This window comes from Azospirillum thermophilum (assembly GCF_003130795.1).
In the GTDB taxonomy this organism is placed as follows: Bacteria; Pseudomonadota; Alphaproteobacteria; order Azospirillales; family Azospirillaceae; genus Azospirillum; species Azospirillum thermophilum.
In genome coordinates this window covers 753,361-766,775 of record NZ_CP029356.1, presented here as the reverse complement: position 1 = coordinate 766,775, position 13,415 = coordinate 753,361, and the positions used below count along the sequence as shown (strand labels likewise).

Here is a 13,415-nt window from a genome sequence, read left to right as displayed (position 1 = left end):
GGCGGGTCAGAGGGTCAGGAACACGATCTTCGACGGGTTGCCGATTCCGGTGAACCGGCCGGTGAAGGTCAGACCGCCCGTCTGCCGGTCAACCGCGAAGCTGGTGATGTTGTCACTGCGGGTGTGGAGGACGTAGAGGAATTTTCCGCCCGGCTCGACGTCGAAGTGGCGGGGATAGCTGCCGCGCGTCCATTCCTGCCCCTGGTAGGTCAGGGCGCCGTCGCCCGCCGCCGCGAAGATCGCGATGGTGTCGTGCAGCCGGTTGCCGGCATAGACGAAGCGGCCGTCGGCGCTGACCGCGATCTCCGAGGCGAAGTTCGTGCCCTCGAACCCCTTGGGCAGGGTGGACAGCGTCTGCCGGATGGTCAGGGCGCCGCGCTGGGCATCATAGGCCATGACGTCGACGGTCGAGGCCTCCTCGTTCAGTGAATAGGCGACGGTGCCGTTGGGGTGGAAGGCGAAATGGCGCGGCCCGGCACCCGGCGCCGCCTGGACGAAGGGCGGGTCGTTGGGGGTCAGCGTCCCCTTCTCCCGGTCGAAGCGGTAGAGGAAGATGCGGTCGGTACCGAGATCGGACAGCAGCAGGAACCGGCCGGTCGGGTCGAGGTCGGCCATATGGGCGTGCGGCGCGTCGTGGCCGCTGATGGCGAAGCTGCCGGGCGGCGCGTCCTTCGCCCGCTCCGGACCGAGCGGGCCGGAGATCGGCTGGACGTGGCTCGCCTTGTCCAGCGAACCGTCGGGCTTCACCGGCATCACCGCCGCGTTGCCGCCCTCGTAGTTCGCGACGAACACGTAGCGTCCCTGCGGGTCCATGCCGATGTGGCAGGGGGCCGCCCCTTCCGAGCTGACCGTGTTGAGCAGCCGCAGGTCGCCGGTGGCCGGATCGATGGCGAAGGCGCTGACCGAGCCGGCCTTGGCACCCTGATAGTCGGTAATCTCGCTGACGGCATAGAGGAAGCGGCGGTCCGGGGAGAGAACGAGCGAGGACGGGCTGGGCACGTCGGAAAAGGTCTTGAGCGCGGTCAGGGCGCCGCTGTCGCGGTTCACCTCCAGCAGATGGATGCCCTTGCCGCGGTCGGTGTAGGTGCCGACATAGGCCAGGGTCCGCGTGCCGCCGGCAGCGGCGAGCGCCGCCCGTCCGCCGGCCGGCAAGGTGCCGGCGACAGCCATGGCGCCGACCGCCGCCATCACGGCCCGCCGATCCAGCGCGGGCGCGCCGGCACCGGATGTCCCTGTGAGATCCTCCGTCATCGACCGGCCCTCCCCTTCCCGATTCTTGTAGATTGAGAATCCGGTATATCGGACGATAATCCGAAAAACCGGACAGCCCGCAACGGTACGGCGAGGGGATGGCTTTGGCAAGTTGTGGCGGCCGGCCCAATCGGGGGATCAGCCGAGCGGGATAGGAGGTGGCGCAAAGGGCTGACCTGGGTCAAGGACGCGCCGGGCCTTCGCGGTTAGGCTCCGGACGGTTTTCCGATCCTTCGAGCACCGCCGACCATGGCTTCCTCCCTCCCCCGTGCCGCCGCCGGCGAAGACAGCGCCGGCAGCCTGTCCTCGCGCCGCGCCCTCGTCGTCCTCGGCATGATCTGCGGCCTGGCCCTGCCCGTCTTCCTGACGCCGTCCGAGAAGCCCGTGCCGCTCTATACCGAGCGGGTTCTGCACAACCTGACGCCGCAGGCCTGCCGGGTCGCGGTCTCCCTGCTCGCCGGCCGCTGGGCGGGCGACAGCCGCGTTCCCTGGATCTGGGCGGACGAGTCACCCCGGCTGGGCGCGCCGCGCGAGGTCCTGCAGCAGGTCACCGCTGACCAGGCTCCCCGTCCCTACGCGGTGGAGCCGGCCGCGGCGAAGGGGCGGATGCCGGGCAGGGCCTGCAGCTTCGAGAACAACTCGGTGCACGCCCTGTCGCTCGGCGGCATCGCGGCCCCTATGCGCCGACCCAGGATCAGCGATTGCCGGTGGTCCAGGCCATGTGACGGCCGGTCACGCCACCGGCCGCTGTGAGCCGCGCAGCTCCGCCATGACGTCGGCCAGGATCTCGTAGGAGCGGCGGCGGGCGGCATGGTCGTAGATGGCGGAGGCGACCATCAGCTCGTCGGCGCCGGTGCGGTCGATGAAGTCCTGCAGCCCGCGCCGCACGGTCTCCGCCGACCCGACGAAGGAGCAGGCCAGCATGGCCGAGGCGTGCGCCTTCTCCATCGGGCTCCAGTAGCTTTCGATGTCGTCGATCGGCGGCGGCAGCTGGCCGCGCGTGCCGCGGACCATGTTGGCGAAGGTCTGCTGGACGGAGGTGAAGAGGCGCTTCGCCTCGGCATCGGTGTCCGCCGCGATGACGTTCACCCCGACCATCGCATAGGGCCGGCCGAGCTGGTCGGACGGGGTGAAGTTGCTGCGGTAGACCTGCAGCGCCTGCATCAGCGCCTCCGGCGCGAAGTGGGAGGCGAAGGCGTAGGGCAGGCCGAAGCTGGCGGCGAGCCGGGCACCGAACAGGCTCGATCCCAGGATCCACAGCGGCACGTTGAGGCCGGCGCCGGGGACGGCACGCACCCGCTGGCCCGGCTGCACCGGTCCGAACAGGGCCTGCAGTTCCAGAACGTCGTGGGGAAAGCGCTCGGCGCTTTCGGGATCGCGGCGCAGCGCGCGCAGGGTCATCTGGTCGGTGCCCGGCGCCCGGCCGAGCCCGAGGTCGATGCGGCCGGGAAACAGCGATTCCAGCGTGCCGAACTGTTCGGCGATGACCAGCGGGGCGTGGTTGGGCAGCATGATGCCGCCTGCCCCGACGCGGATGCTGCGGGTGCCGGCCGCCACATGGCCGATCACCACCGAGGTGGCGGCGCTGGCGATCCCGACCATGTTGTGATGCTCGGCCAGCCAGTAGCGGTGGTAGCCCCAGCGCTCGGCATGCTGCGCGAGGTCGAGCGTGTTGCGCAGGGCGTCGGCCGGGGTGAAGCCCTGGGGCACCGGCGCCAGATCGAGGACGGAAACCGGATAGCCCTGTCGTTCAGCCTGCTGCATCGGGTCCTTCACCAGTCCTTGAAAACGGGGTGGAGCGAAAGGCGCATGTCAGGCGCCGGCGTCGACATAGTCCTGGACGGAGACCGGCAGCGACGACCCGCTGAGCTCGAACCGCAGCGAGACCGAGTTGATGCAGAAGCGCATTCCCGTCGGCGGCGGCCCGTCGGGGAAGACGTGGCCCTGGTGGCTGCCGCAGCGCGCACAGCAGATCTCGACGCGGATCATGCCGTAGCTGGTGTCCTTCAGCAGCTTCACATGGTCCTTGTCGAAGGGCGCGGTGAAGCTGGGCCAGCCGGTGCCGGACTCGAACTTGGTGCCCGCCTGGAACAGCGGCAGGCCGCACAGCTTGCAGCAGTAGGTCCCCGGCTCCTTGTTGGCGAGCAGCGTGCCGCAGTGCGGCGCCTCCGTCCCATGCTCCAGCAGGACCGCGCGCTCCTCGGCCGTCAGGCGCGATTCCAGGATGCGGCGCTGCCCGGCCGACGGCGGGGTCAGGTCGAAGCCGGTGGAGGACCGGCCATGGCCGTCGGGCTGGTGACCAGCGGATTGGGAACTGGTGGATCGGGTCGTCATGCTCCCTTGCCTCTCTCGAAACGGCGACCGCAGTAAGCTTGGGCCGCAACCCCGGTTTCGCCAGCGGCAAAGCCACGACGGCCGGGCGGAGCTGCCTTGCAGGGGGGCTCAGCCGCCCCCCCTTCCGCGACCCTGCCCGCGTCAGGCCGGCCGCAAGGCGGCGTGACGCTTGCGGCCGGCCGACAGCCTGATCTGCCCGTCCAGCAGGTCGCGCGGCGTGACGGTGGCCGCTTCGTCGGTGACGGTGGCGCCGTTGATCCGGGCCCCCGCGCTGCGGATGAGGCGGCGGGCCTCCCCCTTCGAGGCGGCGAGCCCGGCCGCCACCAGCAGGTCGGCGACGCGGATGCCGGCGGCAAGCTCCGCCGCGTCCACCGCGACCGCCTTCAGCCCGTCGCCCGCCTGCCCTTCCTCGAAGGTGAGGCGCGCCGTCTCGGCAGCCTGTGCCGCGGCGCCGGCACCGTGGCACAGGCGCGTCGCCTCGGTCGCCAGGATCTTCTTGGCCTCGTTGATCTCCGCCCCTTGCAGGGCCTCCAGCCGGGCGATCTCGCCGAGCGGCAGTTCGGTGAAGAGCCGCAGGAAACGGCCGACGTCGGCATCCTCCGTGTTGCGCCAGAACTGCCAGAACTCGAAGGGCGACAGCCGCTCGGCGTTCAGCCAGACGGCCCCGGCGGCGGTCTTGCCCATCTTGGCGCCCGACGCGGTGGTGAGCAGCGGGGTGGTCAGCCCGAACAGCTCCGTCCCGTCGCAGCGGCGGGCCAGCTCGATCCCGTTGACGATGTTGCCCCACTGGTCGGAGCCGCCCATCTGCAGGCGGCAGCCCAGCCGGCGCGACAGCTCCAGGAAGTCGAAGGCCTGGAGGATCATGTAGTTGAATTCCAGGAAGGTCAGCGGCTGCTCGCGCTCCAGCCGCAGCCTGACGGAGTCGAAGCTCAGCATCCGGTTGACGGTGAAGTGCCGGCCGACGTCGCGCAGCACGCCGATGTAGCCCAGCCCGTCCAGCCAGTCGGCGTTGTTCACCATCACGGCGTCGGTCGGACCGCCCGCTGTTCCGTCCGGGGCGAAGGCCAGGTACCTCGCGAAGACCCGCCGGATTCCCGCCATGTTGGCGGCGATCTGCGCATCGTCGAGCAGCGGGCGCGACGTGTCGCGGAAGCTGGGGTCGCCGATCCGCGTGGTGCCGCCGCCGATCAGCACGACCGGCTTGTGGCCGGTCCTCTGCAGCCACCGCAGCACCATGATGGACATCAGATGGCCGACATGCAGGCTGTCGGCGGTCGCATCGAACCCGATGTAGGCCGGAACCACCCCTGGCCGAAGAGGGCGTCGAGGCGGGCGAGGTCGCTGCACTGATGCAGGAATCCACGCTCCGCCAGGATGCGCAGCGATGCGGAGGTCAGGGAGATGGGGGCGTCGGTGGTGGTGGTCACGAGAGGTCTCCGGATTGCGGGCGACCCGGCGACCATCGTTGCATTCCATGCCGCCGGACCGCGGCGGCATGTTCAGATGGACAAGATCGAACGACGCCGCCTATGAGGGCAGCGGGTAATAGGCGTTCAGGATGAAGCTTCGCTCGATCATGGCCGGACCATGGCCCCGTCGAGGCGCCGAGTCAACGCTGCGCGTCGATGCCGGCCGCGCAACCCGGTCATGACGGGGCGAGAGCCTGCCGCATCGCCTCGGCCGTGGCGGCGTCGGCCGGGAAGAAGGCCTCGATCGCCAGTTCCGACAGGGTGACGTCCACCGCCGTTCCGAAGACCGTCGTGGTGCTGAAGAAGCCGAGGACGCCAGCCGGCGTGCGCAGCCGCAGCGGCACCACCACCCCGTCATGCGGCGACGCCGCCTCAAGCCGGCCCGGCCGGGACGGCGGGCAGGGAACCGGATAACCCTTCAGCTCGTCGCGCAGGGCGACCAGGACGGGGTCGGCGCTGACGTCGATCTGGCGGGTCAGGCGGTGCAGCACATGCTCGCGCCACTGCGCCAGATTCTCGATCCGCGGCGCCACGCCGGAGGGGTGCAGGCTGAGGCGCAGCACGTTGACCGGCGGCTGGAGAAGCTCCGCCGCGGCACCGGCGAGCAGCGGCGCCACCGCCCGGTTGGCCGCGACCAGCGTCCAATGCCGGTCGACGGCGAGTGCCGGGTGCGGCTCGTGCCCGGTCAGCACGAGGTCGACGGCCTGCCGGGCGGCCTGCATCTCCGGGTCCTCCAGCCGGTGCTCGGAGAAGACCGGCGCGAAGCCGGCCGCCACCAGCAGGGCGTTGCGGTCGCGCAGCGGGATGTCCATCCGCTCCGCCAAATGGAGCAGCATGGTGCGGCTGGGCTGCGAGCGCCCGGTCTCCAGGAAGCTGACGTGCCGTGCCGAGATGTCGGCCTCGCAGGCGAGGTCGAGCTGGCTGAGCCCGCGCCGCTTGCGCCAGTCCCGCAGCAGGTCGCCGACCGGCTGGCGCTTGACGGTGCGGGGCGGCGGGCGGTGGCGGGCGGCGGCCTGATGCATGATGCGGTTCCTTCCCCTCGGTGTTTTCCCTCACGATACCGGCACCGGGCGGCTGCTTTCCAGGAAGCCCAGCAGGTCGCGGTTGAAGCGCTCCATATGGCTGAGGAACAGCCCGTGCGGCGCCCCCTCGTAGAGCGCCAGCGTGGCGTTCGGCATCAGCGCGGCCGTGCGCCGGCCGGTGAGGTCGAGCGGGCTGGAGACGTCCAGGTCGCCGTGGACGACCAGGGTCGGCACGGTGACCTCCGCCAGCTCCGCCCGGAAGTCGGTGGAGGTGGTGGCGCGGTGGCAGTCCAGCAGCGCCTTCATCGAAGCCTGCAGCGCCATCGACCGCACCCAGTCCTTCATGACGGAGGAGCAGTCCGGGGTGAGGAAGGGGTCGATGTTGTCGGCGAGCCATTTCGGGAAGTCCCGCATCAGGCAGCCGGTGCGGAACTGCTCCAGGCCGTCCGGGTCGATGCCGTCGGGAGTGTCGGCGGAGCGGGCGAGCGCCGGGGTGGCCGTGCCGACCAGCACCGTCCGGGCGACGCGGCCGCTGCCGTGCCGGGTCAGGTAGCGGACGATCTCGCCGCAGGACATGGAGTGGCCGACCAGAGTGACGCCGTGAAGATCCAGCCGGTCGAGCAGGCAGGCGAGGTCGTCGGCCAGCCGGTCGAACTCGTAGCCCCGGCCGGGATCGCTCGACCGGCCATGGCCGCGGCGATCGTAGGCGACGCAGCGGTAGCCCCGTTCGGCGAGGGCGAGCATCTGGTAGCCCCAGGAGTCGGAGTTCAGCGACCAGCTCGCCAGGAAGACGACGGGCTCTCCCCGGCCCCAGTCGCGATAGAACAGCTTCGTCCCGTCATCGGTGTGGATGTAGCCCGGTTCGTCGCGGCGGGCGGCGCTCAGCCTCATGGTCATGATCGGTGCTCCCGGTTCGGTGGATCGCGGAGGGGATCGCGGAGGGGGAAGCCGGCGCGTCACACGCCGGCCGGCACCCGGTCGAGGAAGCCGGTCACCGACCGGATCCGCCCGTCGGCGGCGAGTTCGACGAAGTCGGTGCCGATCACCACCGGGTCGCTGCCCGCCGGTGCCAGCGACCAGGAGAAGCGCACGCGGTCGTTGTGACCGTCCGCCTTGCCGTGCAGGGCGAAGCGGAAGCCGGGAAAGCGCTGCTGAGCGGCGGCGATCAGCGCCCCGATCTCCACGTGGCCGATGCCGCTCATCAGCGGATCGAGGTAGCGGGCGTCGCCGGCCCAATGCTCGGCCAGCATCGCGGCGCGGCGGGCGGGGTCGGTCTCGTTCCAGGTGGCGACGTAGGTCTGGGCGATGAGGGCGGCGTCGGTCATCTGAGGTCTCCTCCGTTCGTCGGTGTCCGGATCAACCGGATGCCTGGAGGATGCCCCCCGCCCTGTCCGCCCGCGATTACCTGGGAGGTAAGGAGAGGTGGATGGGTGGTGGAAAGCGGCGGGCGGCTACCAGCCGCTCTCGCGGATGAACAGGCCGACCGCGTTGCGGCGCAGCCGTTCCGCCCAGCTCGTCCGCTCGCCCTCGATCACCACGACGCCGCGGCGGCTGCGCGGCTCGCTGCGCGGGGTGTCGGGGGTGAGGGTGACGCGGTAGACCGCCTCGGCCGGGATCAGCTTGCCGTTGGCGTCGGGGCGGACGGCGATGGCGCCGCCGTGGGTGGTGGACAGCTCCGGCTGCTCCAGCTCCGCCACGGCGCCGACATCGACGGTGGCGAGGCGCAGCGCCAGCTCCTCCCCGCCGTCGTCGGGAATGAAGCGGGCGGGCGCTCCGGCGGCGAGCCGGGCGATGTCGGCCTCCGCCACATAGCCCTCGGCCACCATGCCGCCGTCCTTGACCAGCAGGGCCAGCGGCTCGCGCGACGCGACCCAGGAGCCGGGCTTCAGATGCTCCGGCAGCTCGGCGATGCGGCCGGCGAAGGGGGCGCGGACGGTCATCGTGCCGCGCTGGGCGGTCAGGGTCCCCAGCTCGGCGAGCGCCCCTTCCAGCTCCTGCCAGGTGACGGGCAGGCGGGCGGCCTGCTCGGGATCGAACTGCTGGGCGGCGGCCTGGGCCTGGTACAGCCGCACCTGCCGCTCCGCCTGGAGGATGCGGAAGTCGAGGTCGGGGGAGCGCAGGAGGAAGGCCGGCGCCCCCTCCTCCACCGCCGCCCGACCGCCTCCGGCATGGCGGCGACGATGCCGGGGCGGGCGGCATAGAGGACCGCCTGCCGCTCGGCCTTCAGGACGGCGGGTGCGCTGATCTCCGTCCGCCAGGGCAGGAAGAAGGCGCCGACCAGCAGGGCCGCGGCGGCGAAGGTGGCGCCCGACCGCCGGTTCAGACGCAGGTCGCGGCGGCGCTGCGCCCAGACGCGCAGCTCCTGCAGGATGGGACGCGCGATGAACCAGCCGATCTCCACCATCATCAGGAACAGGCCCAGCAGCTTGAAGAACATCGCGTAGACCAGCAGCGCGATGCCGAGGAACAGGACGAAGCGGTAGACCCAGACGGCCAGGGCATAGCCGATCATGAAGCGCCGCCGGTCGGCCGGCGGCTGTTCGGGCGGCGGGTCGCCGAAGCCGAACAGCGTCTCGCGCAGCCAGTGCCGGCCGAGCGCGAAGGCGCGGTCCTGCAGGTTCGGCAGGTCGAGCGCGTCCGACAACAGGAAATAGCCGTCGAAGCGCATCAGCGGATTGAGGTTGATCGCCAGCGTCATCACCCAGCTCGTGCTGGCCAGCAGGAAGACGCCGGTGCGCAGCGCCCCGTCCGGCAGGACGCTCCACAGGACCGAGGCGAAGGCGGCCAGCGTCAGCTCGGCGAGCATGCCGCCCGAATCGATCAGCAGCCTCTGGCGGCGCGAGGTCAGGCGCCACGCGTCGGTGGTGTCGGTCCACAGCACCGGCACCATGACCATGAAGGCCAGCCCCATCGCCGGCACCCGGCAGCCGGCGCGCTTGGCGGCGAAGCCGTGGCCGAACTCGTGCACCACCTTGGCGACCAGCAGCGCCCCGCTGCCGAGGATCAGCCCGTCGATGGACAACAGATGCAGGAAGCTGTGGGTGAAGCTGTCCCATTGCCGCCCGATCAGGTAGAGGCCGAGCAGGGCGGTGGCGAGCACGAAGAGGAGGAAGCCGAGGGTGAACAGGCGCGCCGCGAGCGGCATCGCCGCGGTCAGGAAGCGGTCGGGCGAGATCAGCGGGATGCGGACGAACAGGTAGTTCTTCAGCAGCCACTTGGCCGGCCCCATCCGCCGCGCCTCCACCATGCGGGCGAGGCGCCCGGTCTCGGCGGGGCCGAGCGCCTGGAGCAGCTCGCACCGCTCGGCGAAGCGGGCGAACTCCAGCACGTCCCGGGCGGTCGCCGCGATCGGGGTGGCGCGGCGGATGGCGTCCGCCACGGCACCGGCGGTACCGAGGCCCCAGCGCTGCAGAATCTCGAACTCCAGCCAGCCGATGCGCAGGAAGCGGTTGGCGGAAGGGTCCTGCAGCGTCCAGCTCGGCGAGCCGTCCGCCCCGCGCGGTCCCGGCATCAGGTGCAGGTCGTCGCGCAGCGGCGGCAGCGGCACCTCCTCCGGCGCCATCTGGCCGGACGGGGCCGCGACCGCCCCGACCCCGGCCCCGGCCATGGCCGCCGTGCCGCTCAGAGCGCCAGCCATTGCCGGACCGAGGCGATGGGACGGCGCAGGACCCACAGCGCCAGCGGCGCCGTCTCGCCGTAGATCTTGGCGGTTCCCTTCAGGCCGATGCGCAGCCGGTCGGACGGCCCGGCAAGCTCGGCCTTCAGCCGGTAGGCGACGATGCCGTCCGGTGTCGCCTGGGCGCGGTAGCTGGTCGAGGTCAGGCGGCCATGCACGGGCGCGTCGGGGGCGACGTTCAGAAAGAAGGCGACCTCGGCATCCGGCGGGAACGGCAGCGCGTCGCCGACGGCGAGGCGGATTTCCAGCTCCACCTCCTTCGGGTCGGCCAGCATCAGGATCCGCTCGCCCTGCGCCACCGGCCGGCCGAGCCAGTCGTTGACGTTGTCGAAGACGGCGATCCCGGCCATCGGGGCGGTCAGGGCGGCACGGTCGAGCAGGGTCTGGAGATAGGTCGCCTCGGCGGCCTCCTGCTCCAGCTTGCCCTGCAGGACGGTCAGCCGGCCCTTCACCTTGGGATCGAAGACCGCCTGCTGGGCGGCCTGCTGGTATTCCGCCTGGGTGACGTCGCGCGCCTTCAACGCCACCTTGTGCTTGGCGGCGAGCTGCGCCGTGTCGAGCGTCAGGAGCGTCTGGCCCTGGACGACCGGCTGGTTGGGCGTGACGGCGACCGTGTCGATCACCCCGTCGAAGGGGGCGCGGATCAGGACCGGCGAGCGCGGAATGACCTCCGCCGGGGCGAGCACCGACTGGCGCACCGGCATCGCCCCGACCGCCGCGACGGCCGCCACGGCGAGGGCGGCGAGCAGGCGCCGGCGCCTCGTCCCCGCCGTGGGAAGGGTCGGCCGGCGCGACAGCGACAGCAGCCAGGCGTGGGCATAGCCGTCGCCGACATAGTCGAGCAGGTGGCCGTCCGCCTCGCTCCAGGGTTCGGTCCGGGCGAAGAGCAGCCCGCCGAGCTGGCCTGTGCCGGGAACCGCGAGCGGAAGCCAGTAGGCGTGCGGCGGCAGATGGTCGGCCCAGCCGGAGGCGGCGTCGGGCGGCAGCTCCGCCGCCTCGACCGCATGGGCCTTGCCGGAGGCGGCCAGCACCGGCAGGACGCGCCTCAGCCACGTCGCGTAGCTGCCGCCGAGGTCCGGGGCGGAGACCCCCGACAGAGCGGCGATGCGGCCCTGCGCCCCGCCCTCCCACAGCACCGCCTGCTGGTAGGGCAGCAGCCCGGCGGTCTCGTTCACCATGACGAAGGGCAGCTCGGTCCGTACGGCGGCCCTGGCGCGCTTGCCGAGCTGGAGCAGGGTCGAGAGGCGCAGGAGCTGGCGGTTGAGCTGGTTGCTCGTCACCTGGGCGGTCACGGCTGGCTCCCTGCCGGCGGCGTGATGATGGCCCGCCCGCTCATCCCGGCGAGCAGCCGGTCGTCGGGGTTGCGGATGCGGGCATAGAGCTTGATCGACTGGCTGACGGGATCGACGCGGCCGGACAGGCGCGACACCTCCCCCTCGTAGCTGCGGCCGTTCTCGTCCACCACCACCTGGAACCGCGTGCCGACCTTCAGCCAGGCGAGCCAGCGCGACGGGACGATGGCCTCCAGCTCCAGTTCCTTGTCGTCGAGGATGTCGAGCAGCGGCTGCCCCTCGCCGATGAACTGGTACTGGCGGACCGAGACGCCCGCCACCCGGCCGGAGAAGGGGGCGGCGACGGTGCAGCGCGACACCATGGCCTTCATCATGCCGACCTCGGCGCCCGCCTCGGCGACCTCGGCGTGGCCGACGCTGATCTCCTTGGCGCTGATCGAGCCGAGCTGCCGCAGCTTCTCGTTCACCTCCAGCAGGCGCCGCGCCTTCTCCAGCACCGCGTTGGCGCGGGCGAGCTGGCTTTCCTGCACCGCGCAGTCGAAGCGGACGAGGACCTCGCCCTTGCGGAAGGTCTCGCCGTCCTGCACCGCCAGCTCGACGATGCGGCCGGCCATGCCGCTCGCCAGAACGGTGGTGGTGCGGGCGGTGACCTGCGCGCGGATCTCCCGCTCGACCACCGGCGGGGCACCGGCGTCCGGCGGGACGGTCTGGGCGAGGCAGGGGGCGGCCAGGGCGAGAAGCCCGGCCGCCGCGGACAGCAACGGGAAGCGGATCACGATACCGGTTCACCCTCTGGCTTGGTCGCCTTGCGGGCGGGTTCCGCGGCGGCGGTGGGCACCGCCGGGGCCGGGCTGTCGGGCGCGCCTTCCAGCCGCGGCAACTGGCCCTTGTCGAGATGGTCGAGCGCGTCCTTCACGACGACGACGAGCTTCGACAGATCCTCCGTCTCGACCGACGCCGGGACCGGATCGAGCCCGACCGCCGTGTAGAGGTTGCCGAGCGAGGTCTGCAGCTCGGTGAAGGCGCGGTCGCGGTCGAGTTCCGCCGCGACGGAGGAGAGGCCGCGGCGGATGCGCTCGAACTCCGGCTCCGCCTGGGCGAGGCCGCCGTCGTTGGCGGCCTTGGAGATGCGGCCCTCGACCCGCGCGATCTCCAGCGCAGTGTCGTAGGTCTCCACCGAGCGGACATACTGCTGGTAGCTGACGTTCACCTGGGTCAGCACCGCCACCGACAGGGCGAGACGGCGGGTCCTGGCGACCTCGATCTGCGCCTCGGCGGCGTCGATGACCTGCGGGGCGCTCAGCAGGTTGACGAGGTTCAGCGTCGCGCGCACCCCCGCCTCGGCCCACAGGTTGTTCACGAGGTAGGAGTTGCTGTCGTAGTTCAGCGAGCCGAGGATCGACAGCCCGGGCATCAGCCGCGTGATCTCCTTGTAGAGATTGTTGCGATCGACGCGTTCCTGATAGGCCTCCTCGCGCAGTTCGGGGCGCTGGGCAAGGCCCATCAGCTCCAGCGTCGGCACGTCGACCGACAGGGTGCGCGGGAAGCTCGGCAGGGCCGGCGGCTCCTCCACCGTGAACTCGGTGGTCGGCGGCACGTTGATCAGGGCGGCGAGCTGCGCCTTGGCCACCGACAGGTCGGAGCGCAGGCGGCGGAGCTGGCTGATCACCTGGAGCAGGTTCTTGCGGTACTCCAGCGTCTGCATGACGGGAGCCAGCGCCTGGTCCTCGATCTGCGCGTTGGCGGCGAGCGCGCGCTCCGCCTCCTTCATCAGCGGGTCGATCTTGGGCAGCAGGCGCTGCGCGGTGCCGGCCCGCCAGTAGGCGGAGCGCACCTCCTTCACGATGTTGTTGACGACGCGCCGCCGCCGCTCGACGGCGATCAGCGCGCGGTCGGCCTGCTGGCGGGCCTGGAAATAGCCGACGCCGAAGTCGAGCAGGTTCCAGGAGAAAGTCAGGTCGCCGGTGCGGCGGTGCTGCTCCTGAGAGGTCGAGGGTTCCAGCGACTGGCGCCGCGTGATCACCGACAGGCTGGACGAGGCGCTCTCGTTGTTGCGGCCGACATAGCCGGCGCTGGCGGCCAGCCGCGGCAGCATGTTCAGCACCGCCACGTCGAACTGCCGCTCCTGCAGCGCCGCCTCGGTCAGGGCGAGCTGGTGGTCGTAGTTGTATTTCAGTGCGCGGGCGATCGCCTCATGCGCCGTGAGCGGCCCGACGACCGGCGGCTGGTTGCCGAACAGCGTGCCGTAGTCGGCGCGGGCGCGCTCGACATGCTCGGCCGGCTGGATCGGTTTGGGAGCGACGGCGCAGGCGCCCAGCAGCAGGATGACGCCGAGCGAGGAAGCGGAGCGCAGCGAACGGAGGGTGACCAT

At 71.4% G+C, this 13,415-nt stretch carries 12 protein-coding genes and 1 pseudogene; 1 reads left to right on the top strand and 12 read right to left on the bottom strand.

Annotated features, from left to right (window positions below; translation table 11 throughout):
- Positions 1-6: 6 nt before the first annotated feature.
- Positions 7-1,251 carry a lactonase family protein gene (locus DEW08_RS24490; protein ID WP_109332133.1) on the bottom strand — a complete coding sequence of 415 codons (1,245 nt, stop codon included), beginning with the start codon at positions 1,249-1,251 and terminating at the stop codon, positions 7-9.
- A 249-nt stretch (positions 1,252-1,500) separates the two neighbouring features.
- Between DEW08_RS24490 and DEW08_RS24485 the strand changes: the two genes are divergently transcribed.
- The gene (locus DEW08_RS24485; RefSeq protein ID WP_109332128.1) at positions 1,501-2,004 is read left to right on the top strand and encodes a hypothetical protein; all 504 of its coding nucleotides are present in this window, start codon (positions 1,501-1,503) and stop codon (positions 2,002-2,004) included.
- On the opposite strand, the gene DEW08_RS24480 is transcribed toward DEW08_RS24485, so the two are convergent.
- The 11 genes and pseudogenes from DEW08_RS24480 to DEW08_RS24435 form a co-directional block, all read right to left on the bottom strand.
- Complete coding sequence (locus DEW08_RS24480) at positions 1,984-3,015, bottom strand: LLM class flavin-dependent oxidoreductase (RefSeq protein WP_109332402.1); 1,032 nt, start codon at positions 3,013-3,015, stop codon at positions 1,984-1,986. The genes DEW08_RS24485 and DEW08_RS24480 overlap by 21 nt on opposite strands.
- 48 nt (positions 3,016-3,063) lie before the next feature.
- Positions 3,064-3,585 carry a peptide-methionine (R)-S-oxide reductase MsrB gene (msrB, locus tag DEW08_RS24475; protein WP_109332127.1) on the bottom strand — a complete coding sequence of 174 codons (522 nt, stop codon included), beginning with the start codon at positions 3,583-3,585 and terminating at the stop codon, positions 3,064-3,066.
- A 141-nt stretch (positions 3,586-3,726) separates the two neighbouring features.
- Positions 3,727-5,048, bottom strand: a pseudogene (gene tyrS / locus DEW08_RS24470) (tyrosine--tRNA ligase).
- A gap of 182 nt (positions 5,049-5,230) precedes the next feature.
- Positions 5,231-6,076: a helix-turn-helix domain-containing protein gene (locus DEW08_RS24465; RefSeq protein ID WP_109332121.1), complete on the bottom strand. Its 846-nt coding sequence runs from the start codon at positions 6,074-6,076 to the stop codon at positions 5,231-5,233.
- A gap of 30 nt (positions 6,077-6,106) precedes the next feature.
- Positions 6,107-6,973 (bottom strand): alpha/beta fold hydrolase, encoded by an 867-nt coding sequence (locus DEW08_RS24460; RefSeq protein WP_109332120.1) that lies wholly within the window; start codon positions 6,971-6,973, stop codon positions 6,107-6,109.
- Positions 6,974-7,032: 59 nt separating this feature from the next.
- Complete coding sequence (locus tag DEW08_RS24455) at positions 7,033-7,401, bottom strand: nuclear transport factor 2 family protein (protein WP_109332119.1); 369 nt, start codon at positions 7,399-7,401, stop codon at positions 7,033-7,035.
- Between the two features lie 126 nt (positions 7,402-7,527).
- Positions 7,528-8,148 (bottom strand): efflux RND transporter periplasmic adaptor subunit, encoded by a 621-nt coding sequence (locus tag DEW08_RS31360; RefSeq protein WP_168220499.1) that lies wholly within the window; start codon positions 8,146-8,148, stop codon positions 7,528-7,530.
- A complete protein-coding gene (locus DEW08_RS31355; protein ID WP_168220498.1) occupies positions 8,034-9,713 on the bottom strand; it encodes a zinc metalloprotease in 1,680 nt (559 codons plus the stop codon). The genes DEW08_RS31360 and DEW08_RS31355 overlap by 115 nt, the downstream gene beginning before the upstream one ends.
- Positions 9,698-11,044, bottom strand: coding sequence for an efflux RND transporter periplasmic adaptor subunit (locus tag DEW08_RS24445; RefSeq protein WP_109332118.1), 1,347 nt, complete (start codon positions 11,042-11,044; stop codon positions 9,698-9,700). Before DEW08_RS24445 ends, DEW08_RS31355 begins: the two co-directional genes overlap by 16 nt.
- Positions 11,041-11,820 (bottom strand): efflux RND transporter periplasmic adaptor subunit, encoded by a 780-nt coding sequence (locus DEW08_RS24440; RefSeq protein WP_168220497.1) that lies wholly within the window; start codon positions 11,818-11,820, stop codon positions 11,041-11,043. Before DEW08_RS24440 ends, DEW08_RS24445 begins: the two co-directional genes overlap by 4 nt.
- The gene (locus DEW08_RS24435) at positions 11,817-13,415 is read right to left on the bottom strand and encodes a TolC family protein (protein ID WP_109332108.1); all 1,599 of its coding nucleotides are present in this window, start codon (positions 13,413-13,415) and stop codon (positions 11,817-11,819) included. Before DEW08_RS24435 ends, DEW08_RS24440 begins: the two co-directional genes overlap by 4 nt.

Coding starts and splice junctions, on each gene's coding strand:
- DEW08_RS24490 (WP_109332133.1), bottom strand. CDS start 1,251: ATGACGGAGGATCTCACAGGGACATCCGGTGCCGGCGCGCCCGCGCTG.
- DEW08_RS24485 (WP_109332128.1), top strand. CDS start 1,501: ATGGCTTCCTCCCTCCCCCGTGCCGCCGCCGGCGAAGACAGCGCCGGC.
- DEW08_RS24480 (WP_109332402.1), bottom strand. CDS start 3,015: ATGCAGCAGGCTGAACGACAGGGCTATCCGGTTTCCGTCCTCGATCTG.
- msrB (WP_109332127.1), bottom strand. CDS start 3,585: ATGACGACCCGATCCACCAGTTCCCAATCCGCTGGTCACCAGCCCGAC.
- DEW08_RS24465 (WP_109332121.1), bottom strand. CDS start 6,076: ATGCATCAGGCCGCCGCCCGCCACCGCCCGCCGCCCCGCACCGTCAAG.
- DEW08_RS24460 (WP_109332120.1), bottom strand. CDS start 6,973: ATGACCATGAGGCTGAGCGCCGCCCGCCGCGACGAACCGGGCTACATC.
- DEW08_RS24455 (WP_109332119.1), bottom strand. CDS start 7,401: ATGACCGACGCCGCCCTCATCGCCCAGACCTACGTCGCCACCTGGAAC.
- DEW08_RS31355 (WP_168220498.1), bottom strand. CDS start 9,713: ATGGCTGGCGCTCTGAGCGGCACGGCGGCCATGGCCGGGGCCGGGGTC.
- DEW08_RS24435 (WP_109332108.1), bottom strand. CDS start 13,415: ATGGTCACCCTCCGTTCGCTGCGCTCCGCTTCCTCGCTCGGCGTCATC.